Origin of the sequence: Shewanella litorisediminis (genome assembly GCF_016834455.1) — a bacterium.
Lineage (GTDB): Bacteria > Pseudomonadota > Gammaproteobacteria > Enterobacterales > Shewanellaceae > Shewanella > Shewanella litorisediminis.
The window spans coordinates 2,330,613-2,347,499 of sequence record NZ_CP069213.1 but is presented as its reverse complement, the minus strand read 5'-3'; the positions used below and the strand labels follow the sequence as shown (position 1 = coordinate 2,347,499).

Here is a 16,887-nt window from a genome sequence, read left to right as displayed (position 1 = left end):
TATTCTACCCGTATACGCCATCAGGCACAAAAAAAGCGTCCCTTGGGACGCTTTTTGGTCTTCATCAGATTACGCCAAGCTCCCGCAGGCGCTCCATCAGATAGCTGTCGGCGGTATAACGCTCTGACAGTACTACATCGGGGCGAGGGTGCAGGAACAGCGGCAGGGAAATCCGCGACTTGGTTTTGTCCATGCCTTCAGGATTGATAACCCTATGAGAGGTGGATGGGAAGTAACCACCGGATGCTTCCTGCAACATATCGCCGATGTTGATGATAATGTTGCCGAAATCTGAAGGAACATCCAGCCAGCTACCATCTTTGGCCTTGACCTGCAGCCCGGGTTCATTGGCCGCGGGCAACACGGTGAGCAGGTTGATGTCTTCGTGGGCAGCGGCGCGGATGGCCCCTGGCTCCTCGTCGCCCTTCATGGGCGGGTAGTGCAATACCCGCAGCAGGGTTTTGTGGCTGCCATCGATCATTTTAGGCAGTGGCTCGGTAAAGAGAGCCTTCACCTCATCCGGGCTGTGAGCCTCCACCCAGGACAGCAATTCGGCAGCCAGCTGATTGGCGTGGTCATAGTAGGCCAGAATGTTGGCTCTCAGACTGTCAGGAATACGGCCCCAAGGGTAAACGTGGTAGTACTCTTTGATGTCTTTTACGCTGTGGCCTTTGGCGGTTTCTGACACGTCAGCCGGGAAAAAACCATCCTGAGTTTCTGGATTGAAACGGAAATCTTCCTTGGCATCACTCTGGAAGAATTCGTACCAATCTTTGTAAATGGCTTCGACCAAAGACTGCTGGATGGGATGGTTTGACAACACGCCAAAGCCGGTATCCCGCAATGATTGAACGAATTGTGCTGCCGCGTCGGGCGAGCGGTAATCAATAGTTTCCAATTTCATGTTATGTTTTCTTTTTGTTGTTGGTTTAACCCCGGGCGAGAGTCTAGTCGGGGGCGTTGCTGAGTGCAAATTCTGTATTCGCTTTGCCGTAAAAAAGTACGGGGCCGCAAGTTCGGTGCAATATAAGGCTGAAAACCCGGGTCAGCTCAGAATGAGTCTCTTTAGCTGTTGGAGTTGCAATGAGAACGCTGAACGAATTTGAACGTTACGTAATTGAAGAGAAGGGCACCGAGCGTCCCTTCAGTGGCGAGTATTATCTGCATACTGCCCAGGGCGTGTATTGTTGTAAGAAATGCGATGCGCCGCTGTACCTATCCGAGCACAAGTTTCATGCCCATTGCGGCTGGCCTGCATTTGATGACGAGATTCCAGGCGCTGTGGCAAGGCATATGGACGCCGATGGCCGCAGGGTGGAAATAGTGTGCGCGGCCTGTGGCGGTCACTTGGGCCATGTATTTGAAGGTGAATACCTCACCGAGAAAAACCTGCGTCACTGCGTTAACTCGGTGTCCATGGTGTTTAAAAGCCGTGATGAAACAGAGCAGGGAAACGATACCATGGGCGATAAGCAACAGACAGCCAATGCCTTTGCTACCTTTGGCGCAGGCTGTTTTTGGTGTGTTGAAGCCATCTTTTTGGCGTTGAAAGGCGTTGTCAGCGTCAAACCCGGCTACGCCGGTGGCACTGCGGCGGATGCCAATTACAAGAGAGTGTGCGACGGTGATACAGGCCATGCAGAAGTGGTGCATATCGAGTATCAGCCAGATTTGGTGAGCTTTGAGACCCTGCTGGAGGTGTTCTTTCAAAGCCACGATCCCACCACCCTTAACCGCCAGGGCAACGATGTGGGTACCCAGTATCGCTCGGTGATATTTGCCCATAACGAAGCGCAGGCAGAATCCGCTGCAAAGGCGATAGACGCATTGACTGAGGCGGAGGCTTTCGAATACCCCATAGTGACCGAAGTGGTGGCCTTTGATGCGTTCTATGCCGCTGAAGATTACCACCACGATTACTTTGCCCGTAACGGTGAGCAAAGGTACTGCGCCCTGGTGGTAAAACCCAAGGTCGACAAATTCAAAAAGGCCTTTGCCTCACTGTTGAAAGCCTGAGTGCAGTCCCTCTGTGCATTTTGAGCAGTGTCAGTCATAAAAAAAGCGGCCATCGGGCCGCTTTTTTAATTAAGTTAATACTTTAATCCAGTTTATCGTCTGCCACCCGATAGTGGGGGTCTTCCATCAGGTTTACTTCCACCAGATCGCCGGCCTTTGCGAGGAGTGCTTTACAGTCTTCGCTGAGGTGTACCAGATGCAGTGTCTTGCCCTGGGCATTGTAACGCTCGGCCAGGGTATCTATGGCATCCAAAGCAGAGTGGTCGGCCACTCTGGACTGGCCAAAATCAACGATAACATCTTTGGGATCGTTGGCAGCATCGAAAAGCTCAAGGAAGTGAGACACTGAGCCAAAGAACAGCGGGCCTGTTAGCTGATATACCTTGCTGCCGTTGGCATTGATCACAGTGCGCGCGCTGATGTGCTTGGCGTGTTCCCAGGCAAATACCAGCGCAGAGACAATCACACCCACAAATACCGCCACCGCGAGGTCGGTAAACACGGTCACGGTCGTCACCAGCACAATCACAAAGGCATCGTGCTTTGGCACTTTGCGCATCACCTTGAAGCTTGCCCACTCAAAGGTGCCAAGTACCACCATAAACATCACACCGACCAATGCAGCCAGCGGGATGATTTCGATAAAGGCAGCGCCGAACAGAATAAAGGCCAGCAGCGCCAGTGCTGCGGTGATACCCGACAGGCGACCACGGCCGCCGGAATTGATGTTAATCATCGACTGACCGATCATGGCGCAGCCGCCCATGGCACCGAAAAAGCCACTGGTGATGTTACCCACACCCTGTCCGACACATTCTTTGTTGCCGCGGCCACGGGTGCCAGTCATTTCATCGAGCACTGTCAGGGTCAGCAGCGACTCAATCAGGCCGACAGCGGCCAGAATAACCGAGTAGGGCAGGATGATTTGCAAGGTTTCCCAGGTGAAGGGCACTTCGGGGATCGCAAACGTGGGTAAGGTTCCTGCGATGGTGGCATTGTCATCGCCACTCATGGTTTTGAGAAAATCCACGACTGTGCGTGTATCCAGCTCAAAAAATACCACCAGACCTGTTACCGTGAGGATGGCCGCCAGAGACGAGGGGATGGCTGTGGTGAGTTTGGGCAGGAAGTGAATGATGGCCATGGTAAGCGCCACCAGACCCAGCATCAGATAAAGTCCCTCACCGGTGAGCCAGGTGAGCTCGCCGTTGTCGCCGGGCACCTTGAATTGACCAAGCTGCGCGAGAAAAATCACTATCGCGAGGCCATTCACAAAGCCAATCATCACGGGATAGGGCACAATCCGGATAAATTTACCCAGCTTGAATATGCCGGCTGCTACCTGGAGCAAACCCGCGAGCACCACTGCGGCAAACAGGTACTGCACACCGTGAGTAGCAACCAGTGCTACCATCACAACGGCCATTGCGCCTGTCGCGCCAGAAATCATCCCGGGTCTGCCACCAATCACGGCTGTGACCAGGCCCATGATAAAGGCGGCGTAGAGGCCGACCATGGGCTCAACCCCGGCTACAAAGGCAAAGGCAACGGCTTCCGGCACCAGGGCCAGTGCCACGGTCAGGCCGGACAGGAGGTCCGCCTTATGGCTGGCGGTTTTATGGCGAATTAACTCAAACATGAGACCTCTGAAACGAGTTTGTGATGGTGTTAACAAATAAAGCCGCGCAGTCTAGCAAATTTCACCCTGGGTTAGAACCCGAAATTCGCACTGACTCAAGTGGGACCCAGTCTTTATTTTAAGAAACACTTCCAATAAAAAAGCCGCGTTGTTACGCGGCTTTTTCTTTACTTTTTAACGCTTAGGGACGGGCCATGTCAGAGCCGGCGCTGTTAGCGCTTTGCACCTTGGGGGTGCTGCTTTCGGCAGTGGCAGCTTCGTATTCACGTCCTTTGGGCGTAGCAACCTGTTCACGGGCCTCGATGCTCGGCTTGGTCATTTCTGAACTCACCATGCTACCGAACCGGCTGCCAGTTGGGCGCTTGGCCTGTGCTGGCACCGCTGCTGGAGCCACCTCAATTGGGGCTTTTTCAACGGTTTTGGCCTTGGCTGGCACAACTGCTTCAGGCTTGGTCATGGGCGCTGCGGCAACTACTTTCTCGGCGGCTTTGGCTGGCACTTCCTGCGAAGCGGCTGGTTCGGCCTTGCTATCGGTTTCCGATACGGGAGCTTCAACCACAGCCTCTGCAACCACCTTTTGAGTGTCTGCAACCGGTGCTTCGGCGGCTAAGGGAGCAGCCTGAGTTTCATCGCTCGCTTTGGTCTCAGCAGTTTCGGCTGCAGGCGCTTGCGCTTTTACCTCAACGTCTACAGAAGGTTGCTGTACTTCAGAAACAGCTTCGTTTGCAGGCGATTTGTCAGCAGCTTCAACCTGGGCTGAAACCTGCTCGCTGCTTTGGCTCGCCACCTCATCCGATATCACTTCTGTCTGAACGGTATCAAGCTTGGCAACTTCGGCAGCAACGGCTTTAGGGGCTTCGTTAACGACAACCACGTCAGCAGTTTCAGCGGCCTGTTCCAGCACTGACTCCTGAGTGACCACCCCGGCAGGCGCTGCAGTGTCATTCAATGCAAGCTCAGTTTGGACGTCCTCTGCGGTATCCTCGCCATTTTGCTGCTCTTGTTCATCGCGGCGGCGGCGCTGGCCGGCTGCACGCAAGTGACGAGGGCTGCGGCGACTGCGACGTTGTCCATCACGGCCATCACGGCGTGGCTTATCATCGTTTTCAGTCTCGTCCTGGGCCTCATCAGCGGCCTGGACATCCAAGTCAGTGCTTTCTTGAGCTGTGCTCACCTCGGCAACGGGCGCGACTGCGGTATCAGCATCAGTGGCTGCAACGGCTTCGCTGCTTTGTGCAACGTCGGTTGCTTCCAGTTCAGTTTCAGCCGCTTTTTCTTCCACTTTTGGCTTGCGAGGCTGACGACGGCTGCGGGTTTGCTTATCGTCAGACTTCTCTTTCGCGGCCACCTGGGGGGCGTCACCGGCAGTGTCTTCAGCAGATTCCAATGTGTTAACTGAATCCAGATTCTCCTGGGCGGCACCGTCATCCAAACGCACTTTACGGCGCATGTTACGACGCTGGCGACGTTCGCGTACGGCTTCCTGCTTTGGTTCTACTGCGTCATCGGCCGTTTCAACCGCTTCAGGCTTTTCACGCTTGGGCGTACGTTCACGCTTAGGTCTTTCCTCACGTGGTTTATCGCTCTTGTCGTTTAGCAGCTTGTCATCGCTCTGCTCTGGCTTATTGCGACCACGGCGGTCTTTATTATCGCTGCGACGCTTGTCACTGTCTTCACGGCGACTGTCTTCACGGCGACTGTCTTCACGGCGACTGTCGGCACTGCGTCCTTCCTGGCGGCCATCATCACGACGGTTGTCGTTACGACGGTTACGACCGCGGCTGTTTGGCTGACGACCATTGCGTGCAGGGGCTTTCTTCTCTTCGGTTTCGGTGCTTTCACCGCCAAAGAGCGAACCTATGGCTGCAAACAGACGGCTGAAGAAACCGGGTTTGGCTTCGCTGGCTGCCTTGACAGGTTTGACTTCTACCTTGGGCGCAGCAGCAGGCGCTGACTCCAATGGGGCAGAGAAACCTTTGAGCACAGGCTCTGGTGCCTGAGCGCGCTCAAGCTTGCGTGGCTCGTACAGCTTGGCTTCCGGCTTTTCAACGCGCTTATAGCTGGCTTCTTCGATTTCATCATCCTGACGATGACGAATCACCTTGTACTCTGGGGTCATCATGTGCGGATCCGGGATCACGTACACTTCAACCTCGTGGCGCTGCTCGATGATACGAATGGCTTTACGCTTTTCGTTGAGCAGGAAGGCGGCTACATCCACAGGTACTATGGCTTCAACCTGAGAGGTATTGTCCTTGATGGCTTCTTCTTCCATCAAACGGAGAATGGACAGCGCCAGCGACTCGGTGCCGCGGATGGTGCCCTGACCATGGCAGCGTGGGCAGATGTGTGCAGCAGACTCTTCCAGAGAAGGGCGCAGGCGCTGACGGGACATTTCCATCAAACCAAAACGGCTGATACGGCCCAGTTGCACACGGGCGCGGTCCTGATGCACGGCATCACGAAGACGGTTTTCCACTTCACGCTGATGGCGCACAGGCGTCATATCGATGAAGTCGATAACAATCAAGCCGCCCAGGTCACGCAGACGCAGTTGGCGTGCGATTTCATCGGCCGCTTCCAGGTTGGTGTTCAGTGCCGTTTCTTCAATATCCCCACCCTTTGTTGCACGGGCAGAGTTGATATCGATAGAGGTCATGGCTTCGGTGGGGTCGATAACGATGGAACCACCTGAAGGCAGACGCACTTCGCGCTGGAAAGCAGATTCGATTTGCGACTCAATCTGATAGTGGGTGAACAGTGGCACTTCGGCCTTGTACTGCTTCACGCGCTCAACGAAGTCAGGGCGAACCAGGGCGATATGCTGCTTGGCCTGCTCATAAATTTTTGGATGGTCAATCAGGATTTCACCTACGTCACGGCGCAGGTAATCGCGAATGGCGCGCACGATAACGTTGCTTTCCTGATGGATAAGCATTGGACCAGGGCCGCTCTCGGAGGCTTCTCTGATGGCATCCCAGTGGCGCAGCAGGACTTTGAGGTCCCATTGCAGCTCGGCGGCATCTTTACCCACACCGGCGGTACGCACAATAAGGCCCATACCGTTGGGTACTTCCAAATCGGCCATGGCCTCTTTGAGTTCAGTACGCTCATCACCTTCAATACGGCGGGAAATGCCGCCGGCGCGAGGGTTGTTGGGCATCAGTACCAGGTAAGAACCGGCCAGACTGATAAAGGTGGTGAGGGCTGCGCCCTTGTTACCACGTTCTTCTTTATCAATCTGAACAATCACTTCCTGACCTTCGCTCACCACCTCTTTAATGTTGGGGCGGCCCTGGAAGGAATAACCTTTCGGGAAGTATTCGCGGGCAATTTCCTTAAGAGGCAGGAAGCCATGACGCTCTGCACCGTAATCAACAAAGGCGGCTTCGAGAGAGGGTTCTACGCGGGTAATTTTACCTTTGTAAATGTTGGCTTTTTTCTGTTCGTGTCCTGGACTTTCAATATCCAGATCATAGAGTTGTTGCCCATCAACTAGGGCAACGCGCAACTCTTCAGATTGAGTTGCGTTGATTAGCATACGTTTCATGATGACGTCATTCTTCTTTAAATGGGTCACCGGAGAAAAGTCGGTGCATTCCGGGCCTGATCTCTGTTTACAGTGCCTCACGGCAGGTTATCAGGCATGGTTCAGCGCATTGCTGTAAGACGCAATCTCTGCGTGTCGCTTCCGATTTATGGCTTATTTTTCAATAAATACAAAAACAAGGAATTCGTTGTTAAACGTCAACCAACCCCATAAATTCTCTAAAATACTTCCGTGAATGCCCAAACCGACAAAATTCATCCGATGACTGGGTTCAGTCTACAAATTCGATTCGGGGGGTGTTGTCCACAAGAAACCAAGAAAAGTGGCGGTATATTGGATTTAACCTGTCATTATTGCCGTAACATCAGCTTTCACTTTGACAAAGGTTTGCAACTCAATGAATTGCGATCCTTCAACCTTCAATTTTACTCCGGTGGGAACACCGAACGGACGATGGTTTTGTGAACACTTTATCCACTGTTAATCCCCGTCCGCGAATGGAATATAGCAACAATCAAAATTTTCGGCAATGTAAAGCCACATTCAAGTTGAGATTGTTGTACAATGCGCATCGTTTTCACCAGATGTTTTGCCATGAATAAAGAAACAACACCAACCCAGGTTCAACTGATCAGCATCGATGAAGACGGTGCGGGTCAGCGCATTGATAATTTCCTGCTCGCCAAACTTAAAGGCGTACCTAAAAGCATGATCTACCGCATCGTCCGTAAAGGCGAAGTGAGGGTCAACAAGAAGCGGATTAAGCCCGAATATAAGTTGGCTGCCGGAGATGAGGTGCGGGTGCCGCCTGTGCGTGTAGCGGAAAAAGATTACCGTACAGCGCCTTCCGCCAACCTGAACCGCGTGGCGCAGCTCGAAGAACGCATCCTGTTTGAAGATAAGCAGATTATCGTGCTGAACAAACCGGCCGGGATTGCTGTGCACGGCGGCAGCGGTGTGGATTATGGCGTAATTGAATCGCTCAGAACCCTAAGGCCTACCTGTAAGTTTCTGGAATTGGTACATCGCCTCGATCGCGACACCAGCGGTGTGTTGCTGATTGCCAAAAAGCGGATGGCGCTGCGTCATTTGCACGATCAGCTCAGAAATAAGCAGATGCAGAAGGTGTATCAGGCACTGGTGCGCGGCCAGTGGCAGGAGCATGACAGGGTGGTGAAAGCGCCGCTGCTTAAGATCACGCTCAAGTCCGGAGAACGTATTGTTCGGGTGAACAGTGAAGGCAAACCCAGTGAAACCCGTTTCCGGGTGCTGCGCCGGTTTGACGAGGCAAGCCTGGTCGAAGCCAGCCCGGTAACTGGTCGCACCCACCAAATTCGGGTGCATTGCCAGTATCAGGGCCATCCCATAGCCTGTGATGATAAATACAGCGAACAAAAATTTGATGACGCCATGCGGGCCAAAGGATTACAGCGTTTGTTTTTGCATGCGGCGCAATTGACCTTTACCCATCCAGAGTCTGAAACACAGATGACGGTTCAGGCACCACTGGACGCCGATTTGACCGCAGTGCTCGATGCGCTGGAGAAAAAAGGCTGATGCAACGATTTGATCTGATTATCTTTGACTGGGACGGCACCCTGATGGACTCCATCAGCAAGATTGTCGATTGCATGCAGGCGCTTGCCCGAGAGCTTGCCATCGCCGTACCCAGTGAAAAAGCCGTCCGTGATGTGATTGGTTTGTCGATGCCGGAAGCCATGCGCGCTTTGTTTCCCGACGAAACCGAATTGACTCGAGCCGGTTGGATAAACAGGTACAAAGCGCATTACCAGATTTTTAATGCCACCCCGAGCCCATTATTTGAAGGAGTGCCTGAGCTCTTGACGTCATTGCAAGGGGCTTCACGAAAACTCGCTATTGCCACAGGTAAGGGCAGGGAAGGATTAAACCGCATTTTGGACGAGACCCGCCTTGGCGATTTTTTCCACGCATCCCGCTGCGCCGATGAAACCCAGAGCAAACCCCATCCGCAGATGTTGCAAGAGTTGCTGGCGGAACTGGGTGTTCGTCCCGAACGTGCCGTTATGATTGGCGACTCGGCGTTTGATTTGCAAATGGCAAACAACGCAGGTGTGGCTGCCATTGGGGTGGATTACGGCACCCACGACAGGGACACACTGCTTGGTGTTGCGCCGCTGGCAGTGGTGTCTCATCCGTTGGAAATATTGCACCATCTTCGCTGACAGGCTTGTTCGGCCGATGGCAGTAGTTTGCTATCGGCAGAGCCCTTGGCTGCTTTTTAGGTTATCTCTCCCGTCAGGCTATCGGAACTTTCAGGCTGGCAACGGGATACATGCAAACGTTATGCTCGCCCCTCGTCGCCATGGCCGCTTGCCTCGTCCTGAAATACTTTCTAATCGCCCGATAGGTCACTTCGGCATCCGTTTTTGATTCAAGGCCCTGTTCTAACCGCGCCCCTGGTGCAAGCGCTCCGTCGTCTTCCCCGTGACAATTCCGATGGCATTTGTGGCGAGTTGTCTGTCGCCAAGCCTCATTCATTGCGCTGTCCCATTAAGTTAATCCAGTAAGGAAAAATGTAGCTATTTGCCGTCGCGACGTCAGCACTGATGAGTGCCGCAATGATGGCATCCTGGTGGGGCTGCCTCGCGGACACTGTTATCGCTCACTGGCTGTATCAGTTTCGGCCCTTCGCAGCGCAGTGATATCGTGGGCGGAAATAATCACGCCGGTAATCTCGTTGTTTTCTGCAATATAAGGATTGTGATGAACACTGAGAAACATGGGGGAGAGAGGCGAAGGCGGGTAAATCCAGTGCTGAGTGTGTAGTGTTTCTCCCCGCAAGGCACGGTCCAGAAGTGGTTTGATGTGAATTTGAAAAGCGTCCTCGCCATGGAGCTCTGCAACGGTTTTCCCCTCTATTTCACTGACATTGAGCCCAAAGGTGGCTTCGTAGCCCTGAGAAACGATGCGATAGCGGTAGTCATGGTCTACAAACGACATCATGTGCCGGGTAGCCCTTATCATTTCTTTGTGCAGGTTCAACTGCCGGGATACCAGCAGACGGTGATATTCAATACCAATGCGCTGCGCCAGCAAACGGAAAAACTCCCGTGATTTGGTGTTCTCTTCCTGCGCTAAAGTATCCATCACCAGGATATGACCGAGAGCTATGCCTCGCTCATCCAATATAAGCTCTGCTTGATAGCTCTGGGCGCCGATATCGCGGATCAGCGAAAATGTGGGAAATGCTTTTTGCAGCTCGCGAGCCACCAAAAGGTGGGTACCATTTTGCTGCTTATACAGGTTTTCACAGGGACTGCCATGCAGAGGGAAGGTAAAACCGGGTTTCACCTGCTTACCATCGCACAGCCACAGAATGTTTACTGTTTGTCTGTCTTGTGACAATTGGCCGAACGCCGCCCAGCGGCATTGGGTCACCAGAGCCAGTGCTTTCAGTGCTCGCTGAAAAAAGCGCTCATCTGTGCAGGGGGCGGCAAGCAGCGCCAAAGCCTCTTCAATATCTGTCATGGTGCTCCGTATCCATCTGGGCATCCGTGCCATCGCTGAAGTATCGTGCTGTTAATGCCATGTTGCACAATCAATAGCGGTGTGACAATAGCGAATAGAGGGTATGGATGCTGAATTTTGTCATTCTGTTGATTGCGGATGTCTCAGCTGATGTATCTGCAGCGGGCGGGTTGGGTAGCGAATGTGATAATGCCGTTTATGTAAGAAAAGGTAAAAGCTGTGACATAAGAAATGCCACGGCCTTTACCCTAATGCGCTGTATCTAAAATTGGGGTGACGTTAAAGTCGCTTATGAAGCTCAGGCAGGGCAAGTTCGCTCAGGCCCGGTAAGCACACAAAGCCCGGACTGCTTGAGTAAGTCCACCAAGGCAATCAGGGGCAGGCCAACCAGGGTATTGGGATCGCGTCCTTCGAGCCGTTCAAACAGGCAAATACCCAACCCCTCAGATTTGAAGCTACCGGCACACCACAGGGGCTGCTCCTTTTTAACGTATTGTACAATTTCATCATCGCTGAGATCACGAAAGTGCACGGTAAAAGGTTCAACCAGGGACAGGGTGCTGTCGTTTTCAACATCGTGCAGGGCGAGTGCAGTGTAGAAAACGATGCTTTTTCCGCGCTGCGCTTTGAGTTGGCGGACAGCGTTTTCTTCACTGAGGGGTTTACCAACGATATGGCCATCCACCACTGCAACCTGATCGGAGCCAATAATGAGCGCGTTGGCTGGCACGTCGCTTGCCAGGGCTCTGGCCTTGGCAATGGCAAGCCTCTCGGTGAGGGCGATGGCGGATTCACCGGGGAGTGGCGTCTCATCGGTGTGAGGAGCCATTGCCTGAAAGGGCAACCCCAGTTTTTCCAGCAGTGCAGCCCGAAAAGGTGAGGTGGAGGCAAGGATTAACGGTCGCATTGATTGTGGGCCTTTTTAGTCTTTAGTTTGATAACCACTACTCGTCCTGTATTCAGAGCCATGATGGGAGCGGAACACTCAACTCATAACCATGAGCTATGATTCGAGGGGATTGGTTTGTCCGATTCAGGATTAATTATTCCGACAGCGGCATTGTCCCGGGCCAGTAGCCGATTGGCAAGTCTCGAGGTATTTTCAATACGGGACAACAATCGCTTTTATTTTAGGCGACCGGCGCTTGTGTGCCCGAGGGTGCTTGGGTAGAATTTTGCCTCGGTCAATTTCATTGCCGGAGCAGGAGCTGATGCCAGATCCCACACAGGGCATTTGGGCTAAAATTCCTTTGACTCCGGCGTGTTGAAGCTATAATATGCGCGCCTTATGCAAACAGTAAAGATACCGGTTTCTATCGATCCGATCCGTGCCGCGTCAAATCGCCTGAGTTTTCAGGGGATTGTGCCGGGCAAGGTGTTAAAACGATTGAGAGAATTGACAGCCGGCGACTGTTCCGATGTGACAGTGTCGTTGGAATGTGGTGTTGATTTACAGGGGATAGTCTACCTGAAAGGGACGGCTGTGACGGAGCTCACTCTGTTATGTCAACGTTGCATGGCACTTTATACCACTGAGGTTACGGTCGACTTTTGCTTCAGTCCTTGCAGGACAGAGGCGGAAATCGATGAGCTCCCGGATGCGTATGACCCTATTGAGTGCGATGAAATTGGCGAGATACGTCTGCAGCAACTGGTCGAAGACGAGTTGATTTTGGCAATGCCCCTGATCCCGGCGCATCAAAATATTGATTGCAACCTGGGTTCCCAGGACATAGTCGTAGGCGAGATTGAAGCCGCTCAAGAGGAGCGTCCAAATCCGTTTGCAGTGTTAGAAAAACTGAAGAGCAAGTAATCCAGGAGACAGACAAATGGCTGTACAACAGAACAAAAAATCTCGTTCAAAGCGCGGTATGCGCCGTTCACATGACGCTCTGAGCACTGCTCAGCTGTCAGTAGACGCTACCAGCGGTGAACTGCATCTGCGTCACAACGTGACCGCTGATGGTTACTACCGTGGTAAGAAGGTTATCAACAAGTAATTGTTGGCCTTCCTATGACGAATCTGACGCTTGCGTTAGATGCGATGGGGGGCGATCACGGCCCCCAAGTCACGGTGCCTGCTGCTCTGCAGGCACTTAGACTACACCCAAAGCTCTCCCTCCTGCTCGTCGGTGACGAGACTCAAATCGCCCCGTATCTTTCCTCTGCCGAGACAGACGTCCGCAGCAGGATAACCCTTGTGCATACCACAGAAGTGGTGCGTATGGACGATAAGCCCGCAACTGCGCTCAGACACGCGAAAAACAGCTCCATGCGACTGGCTATTGAACAGGTCCGTGATGGTAAAGCTGATGGTTGTGTCAGTGCAGGCAATACCGGCGCGCTGATGGCCATGGCCAAGGTGTTGCTGAAAATGCTGCCCGGTGTCGATAGGCCCGCTTTGGTCAGCAGCTTACCTGCAATTAATGGCAAACCCGTTTATTTGTTGGATCTCGGGGCCAACATTCAGTGCGACTACGATACCCTGTTTCAATTTGCGGTGATGGGCTCAGTGCTCAGCGAGGCGATTGATAAGGTCGCCAAGCCCAAGGTCGCGCTGCTGAATGTGGGCATCGAAGAATGCAAGGGCAACGGCGATGTGCAGCAAGCTGCACAATTACTGCTTCACACCCCTCAGCTCAACTACGCCGGCTTTATTGAAGGCGATGAAATCTACAGTGGAAAAGTGGATGTCATCGTTTGTGACGGCTTTGTGGGCAACATCACACTCAAAACCTCAGAAGGCATTGCCAGACTGCTGGTTCATCAATTAAAACAAGGCCTGGCCAAAGGCTTTATGGTTCGATTACTCGCGCGACTGCTCGCGCCCCGCATTCAGAAAGTACTCAACCAGATGAACCCCGACCACTATAACGGAGCAAGTCTGTTAGGATTGCGCGCAGTAGTAGTGAAAAGCCACGGTAATGCAGACGAACACGCCTATATACAAGCAATTAGTCTTGCCTACACCGAGGCTAAACGTCGACTGCCAGAGATGATTAAAGATCGTCTCGAGTCGATTCTTTTAGATATCAATAGCTGATTTCTCCTTAAACTATGCATACAAAAATTCTTGGAACTGGCAGCTACCTGCCGGCTCAGGTGCGTAGCAATCTCGATCTGGAAAAAATGGTGGAAACCAGTGACCAGTGGATTGTTGAACGCACAGGCATTTCGGAACGCCGCATCGCGGCCATGGACGAGACAGTGTCTACCATGGGTTATCAGGCCGCTTTGAAAGCCCTTGAAATGGCTGGGATTGCGGCTGAAGAGCTGGATATGATCATCTGCGGCACCACCAGTGCGGCCAATGCGTTTCCGGCTGCCGCCTGTGAAATTCAGGCACTCTTGGGTGTGCACACTATTCCCGCTTTCGATGTGGCGGCTGCCTGCTCGGGTTTCGTTTATGCGCTGTCGGTTGCCGATCAGTTCGTAAAAACCGGCGCCGCCAAAAAGGTGCTGGTCATAGGTGCCGATGTGCTGTCTCGCCTGTGTGAGCCTGAAGACCGTACCACCATTATTCTGTTTGGCGATGGCGCCGGCGCTGCAGTAGTCGGCGCCAGTGACGAGCCGGGCATCATCAATACCCATATTTACGCCGATGGCCGTCAGGGCGATCTGCTGAAATGTGCTTTCCCGCCACGTACGGGTGAGTCTTCAGAAGCCGTGGGCTTTATGCAGATGAAGGGCAACGACGTATTCAAAGTTGCCGTGACTCAGCTGTCCCACGTCGTGGAAGAAACCCTGCGCCTCAATAATGTGCAGAAGTCAGACATTGACTGGCTGGTTCCCCATCAGGCGAATTTCCGTATTATCAACGCCACCGCCAAGAAGCTCGATATGAGCTTGGATAAAGTGGTGCTGACACTGGCCAAGCACGGCAATACGTCAGCGGCCTCTGTGCCGATTGCACTGGATGAAGCGGTGCGTGATGGCCGTATTCAGCGCGGACAACTCTTATTGCTTGAGGCCTTTGGCGCCGGTTTTGCCTGGGGCAGTGCGCTGGTGCGCTTCTAATTCCCTGCGGAATTCTGCTAGGCTTTTTACGCTTTTACTCAAAAAGGTTTAATAACAATGGATAAATTTGCCTTTGTATTTCCAGGGCAGGGCTCGCAGGCCGTGGGCATGTTGGCCGATCTCGCTGCCGAGTTTCCTGTGGTAACTGAAACTTTTGCTGAGGCGAGTGCCGCGCTTGGCTATGACCTGTGGGCGCTGGTGCAGGATGGCCCCGCCGAGCAGCTTAATCAAACCCAGAAGACCCAACCTGCACTGCTGACCGCCAGCGTCGCGATTTGGCGTGCCTATCAGGCCAGCGGCAAGCCGCAGCCTGCGGTGCTCGCAGGGCACAGCCTGGGTGAATACTCAGCGCTGGTATGCGCCGGTGTGATTCAATTTGCTGATGCCGTAAAGCTGGTCGAGCTTCGTGGTCAACTGATGCAGGCCGCGGTACCGGAAGGCACTGGCGCCATGTACGCCATCATTGGCCTGGATAACGACGCCATCGCCAAGGCCTGTGAAGAGTCTGCCGAAGGCGAAGTAGTGAGCCCGGTTAACTTCAACAGCCCAGGCCAGGTGGTGATTGCCGGTAACAAAGACGCCGTTGAGCGCGCCGCTGCCGCCTGTAAGGCCGCCGGTGCCAAGATGGCGGTGGCGCTGCCAGTCAGCGTGCCATCCCACTGCAGTTTGATGAAAGGCGCAGCCGATAAGCTCGCCGAAGCCCTGGCCGCAATCGAATTCAGCGCACCTGCCATTCCGGTTATCAATAACGTGGATGTTCAGGCGCCAAGTGATATAAACGCCATCCGTGATGCCCTCGTGCGTCAGCTGTATTGCCCGGTGCGCTGGACCGAAACTGTGGAAGCCATGGCCGCTGAGGGTATCACCCATCTGGTTGAGTGCGGTCCCGGTAAAGTGTTGACCGGTCTGGCCAAGCGCATTAACAAATCTGTTTCTGCACAAGCGGTTAACGACGTAGCAAGCTTTGCTGCGCTGACCGAATAAAGGAGTTTTCCATGTCTGTATCTTTGGATCTGACCGGCAAGATAGCCCTGGTTACCGGTGCCAGTCGCGGTATTGGTAAAGCCATTGCCCTGACGCTGGCCGATGCCGGCGCCACTGTAGTGGGTACTGCCACCAGTGAAAAGGGCGCACAAGCCATTTCTGATTACCTGGGCGACAAGGGGTTTGGTCTGGTACTTAATGTCACCAGCAGCGAATCCGTTGCCGAAATGTTTACCGCGATCAAAGAAAAAGCAGGGGATGTTGATATTCTGGTCAACAATGCCGGTATTACCCGTGACAACCTGCTGATGCGTATGAAAGACGAAGAGTGGGAAGAGATCATCGATACCAACCTCACGTCGCTGTACCGTCTGTCCAAGCCGGTAATGCGCAGCATGATGAAAAAGCGTCATGGCCGCATTATCAACATTGGTTCAGTGGTTGGCACCATGGGCAACGCCGGTCAGGTAAACTACTCAGCAGCAAAAGCCGGTTTGATTGGATTTACAAAATCTCTCGCCAGAGAGGTTGCATCTCGTCAAATTACGGTTAATGCTATTGCTCCTGGATTTATCCAGACTGACATGACCGACGAGCTGACGCCTGAGCAGCAGCAAGGCATCATGTCGCAGGTGCCGATGGAAAGATTGGGACAGGCGCAGGAAATTGCCAATGCTGTCCTATTCTTGGCCTCGGACGCCGCCGCTTACATCACGGGTGAAACCCTGCATGTAAACGGCGGAATGTACATGGTTTAAGGGCGAATGGCAGGGAACTGTCGCGTTTGGGTAGTTAGCTGCTGATAAGATTTGGTTTTGTGGTTAGACCACAAAATCGGGACTTGCAATGTCAGCCAGATCGAATAAACTACTCGCAATCTTACGCAAGTGCGTAATTTGAATAGGAAAGAAAACTAATGAGCAACATCGAAGAACGTGTAAAGAAAATCATCGTTGAGCAACTGGGCGTTAAAGAAGAAGACGTTAAACCATCTGCCTCTTTCGTAGACGATCTGGGTGCCGATTCTCTGGACACTGTTGAGTTGGTAATGGCTCTGGAAGAAGAGTTTGACACCGAGATCCCTGATGAAGAAGCTGAGAAGATCACCACTGTTCAGGCAGCGATCGACTACGTTTCCAAGAATCAGTAATACTGAATTCCAGAAAACAGG

The 16,887-nt window shown here is 53.0% G+C and carries 15 protein-coding genes; 10 read left to right on the top strand and 5 right to left on the bottom strand.

Going from position 1 to position 16,887, the window contains the following annotated elements:
• Window positions 1-64: 64 nt before the first annotated feature.
• Window positions 65-904: an isopenicillin N synthase family dioxygenase gene (locus JQC75_RS10190; protein WP_203324013.1), complete on the bottom strand. Its 840-nt coding sequence runs from the start codon at window positions 902-904 to the stop codon at window positions 65-67.
• 179 nt (window positions 905-1,083) lie between these two features.
• Between JQC75_RS10190 and JQC75_RS10185 the strand changes: the two genes are divergently transcribed.
• Window positions 1,084-2,016, top strand: a complete 933-nt coding sequence (locus JQC75_RS10185) for a bifunctional methionine sulfoxide reductase B/A protein (protein ID WP_203324012.1) — start codon at window positions 1,084-1,086, stop codon at window positions 2,014-2,016.
• A gap of 82 nt (window positions 2,017-2,098) precedes the next feature.
• Here JQC75_RS10185 and JQC75_RS10180 read toward each other — a convergent pair whose 3' ends face one another.
• Window positions 2,099-3,655, bottom strand: a complete 1,557-nt coding sequence (locus tag JQC75_RS10180; protein ID WP_203324011.1) for a SulP family inorganic anion transporter — start codon at window positions 3,653-3,655, stop codon at window positions 2,099-2,101.
• A gap of 181 nt (window positions 3,656-3,836) precedes the next feature.
• Window positions 3,837-7,205 (bottom strand): ribonuclease E, encoded by a 3,369-nt coding sequence (rne, locus tag JQC75_RS10175; protein ID WP_203324010.1) that lies wholly within the window; start codon window positions 7,203-7,205, stop codon window positions 3,837-3,839.
• Window positions 7,206-7,799: 594 nt separating this feature from the next.
• Here rne and rluC point away from each other — a divergent pair.
• Together rluC and JQC75_RS10165 are read left to right on the top strand one after the other, a co-directional pair.
• Window positions 7,800-8,762, top strand: coding sequence for a 23S rRNA pseudouridine(955/2504/2580) synthase RluC (rluC, locus tag JQC75_RS10170; RefSeq protein ID WP_203324009.1), 963 nt, complete (start codon window positions 7,800-7,802; stop codon window positions 8,760-8,762).
• Window positions 8,762-9,409 carry an HAD-IA family hydrolase gene (locus JQC75_RS10165; protein WP_203324008.1) on the top strand — a complete coding sequence of 216 codons (648 nt, stop codon included), beginning with the start codon at window positions 8,762-8,764 and terminating at the stop codon, window positions 9,407-9,409. The genes rluC and JQC75_RS10165 overlap by 1 nt, the downstream gene beginning before the upstream one ends.
• Before the next feature lie 433 nt (window positions 9,410-9,842).
• On the opposite strand, the gene JQC75_RS10160 is transcribed toward JQC75_RS10165, so the two are convergent.
• Window positions 9,843-10,715 carry a PAS domain-containing protein gene (locus tag JQC75_RS10160; protein WP_203324007.1) on the bottom strand — a complete coding sequence of 291 codons (873 nt, stop codon included), beginning with the start codon at window positions 10,713-10,715 and terminating at the stop codon, window positions 9,843-9,845.
• 298 nt (window positions 10,716-11,013) lie between these two features.
• Complete coding sequence (locus JQC75_RS10155) at window positions 11,014-11,622, bottom strand: Maf family protein (protein WP_203324006.1); 609 nt, start codon at window positions 11,620-11,622, stop codon at window positions 11,014-11,016.
• Between the two features lie 381 nt (window positions 11,623-12,003).
• Here JQC75_RS10155 and yceD point away from each other — a divergent pair, with 381 nt between their 5' ends.
• The 7 genes from yceD (at window position 12,004) to acpP (ending at window position 16,866) form a co-directional block, all read left to right on the top strand.
• The gene (gene yceD / locus JQC75_RS10150) at window positions 12,004-12,528 is read left to right on the top strand and encodes a 23S rRNA accumulation protein YceD (RefSeq protein WP_203324005.1); all 525 of its coding nucleotides are present in this window, start codon (window positions 12,004-12,006) and stop codon (window positions 12,526-12,528) included.
• A gap of 16 nt (window positions 12,529-12,544) precedes the next feature.
• Window positions 12,545-12,715, top strand: a complete 171-nt coding sequence (gene rpmF, locus JQC75_RS10145) for a 50S ribosomal protein L32 (protein WP_011760097.1) — start codon at window positions 12,545-12,547, stop codon at window positions 12,713-12,715.
• 14 nt (window positions 12,716-12,729) lie between these two features.
• Window positions 12,730-13,758, top strand: coding sequence for a phosphate acyltransferase PlsX (gene plsX / locus JQC75_RS10140; RefSeq protein ID WP_203324004.1), 1,029 nt, complete (start codon window positions 12,730-12,732; stop codon window positions 13,756-13,758).
• A 14-nt stretch (window positions 13,759-13,772) separates the two neighbouring features.
• Window positions 13,773-14,732 (top strand): beta-ketoacyl-ACP synthase III, encoded by a 960-nt coding sequence (locus JQC75_RS10135; protein WP_203324003.1) that lies wholly within the window; start codon window positions 13,773-13,775, stop codon window positions 14,730-14,732.
• A 57-nt stretch (window positions 14,733-14,789) separates the two neighbouring features.
• Entirely contained in the window at window positions 14,790-15,716 is a 927-nt protein-coding gene (gene fabD / locus JQC75_RS10130; protein ID WP_203324002.1) for an ACP S-malonyltransferase, read from the top strand.
• 11 nt (window positions 15,717-15,727) lie between these two features.
• On the top strand, window positions 15,728-16,474 hold the full coding sequence (gene fabG / locus JQC75_RS10125) for a 3-oxoacyl-ACP reductase FabG (RefSeq protein ID WP_203324001.1): 747 nt from the start codon (window positions 15,728-15,730) through the stop codon (window positions 16,472-16,474).
• 158 nt (window positions 16,475-16,632) lie between these two features.
• Entirely contained in the window at window positions 16,633-16,866 is a 234-nt protein-coding gene (acpP, locus tag JQC75_RS10120; RefSeq protein ID WP_011760092.1) for an acyl carrier protein, read from the top strand.
• Window positions 16,867-16,887 lie beyond the last annotated feature (21 nt).

Coding starts and splice junctions, on each gene's coding strand:
- JQC75_RS10185 (WP_203324012.1), top strand. CDS start 1,084: ATGAGAACGCTGAACGAATTTGAACGTTACGTAATTGAAGAGAAGGGC.
- fabD (WP_203324002.1), top strand. CDS start 14,790: ATGGATAAATTTGCCTTTGTATTTCCAGGGCAGGGCTCGCAGGCCGTG.
- JQC75_RS10180 (WP_203324011.1), bottom strand. CDS start 3,655: ATGTTTGAGTTAATTCGCCATAAAACCGCCAGCCATAAGGCGGACCTC.
- fabG (WP_203324001.1), top strand. CDS start 15,728: ATGTCTGTATCTTTGGATCTGACCGGCAAGATAGCCCTGGTTACCGGT.
- JQC75_RS10190 (WP_203324013.1), bottom strand. CDS start 904: ATGAAATTGGAAACTATTGATTACCGCTCGCCCGACGCGGCAGCACAA.
- plsX (WP_203324004.1), top strand. CDS start 12,730: ATGACGAATCTGACGCTTGCGTTAGATGCGATGGGGGGCGATCACGGC.
- JQC75_RS10155 (WP_203324006.1), bottom strand. CDS start 11,622: ATGCGACCGTTAATCCTTGCCTCCACCTCACCTTTTCGGGCTGCACTG.
- JQC75_RS10160 (WP_203324007.1), bottom strand. CDS start 10,715: ATGACAGATATTGAAGAGGCTTTGGCGCTGCTTGCCGCCCCCTGCACA.
- rpmF (WP_011760097.1), top strand. CDS start 12,545: ATGGCTGTACAACAGAACAAAAAATCTCGTTCAAAGCGCGGTATGCGC.
- JQC75_RS10135 (WP_203324003.1), top strand. CDS start 13,773: ATGCATACAAAAATTCTTGGAACTGGCAGCTACCTGCCGGCTCAGGTG.
- yceD (WP_203324005.1), top strand. CDS start 12,004: ATGCAAACAGTAAAGATACCGGTTTCTATCGATCCGATCCGTGCCGCG.
- rluC (WP_203324009.1), top strand. CDS start 7,800: ATGAATAAAGAAACAACACCAACCCAGGTTCAACTGATCAGCATCGAT.
- acpP (WP_011760092.1), top strand. CDS start 16,633: ATGAGCAACATCGAAGAACGTGTAAAGAAAATCATCGTTGAGCAACTG.
- rne (WP_203324010.1), bottom strand. CDS start 7,205: ATGAAACGTATGCTAATCAACGCAACTCAATCTGAAGAGTTGCGCGTT.
- JQC75_RS10165 (WP_203324008.1), top strand. CDS start 8,762: ATGCAACGATTTGATCTGATTATCTTTGACTGGGACGGCACCCTGATG.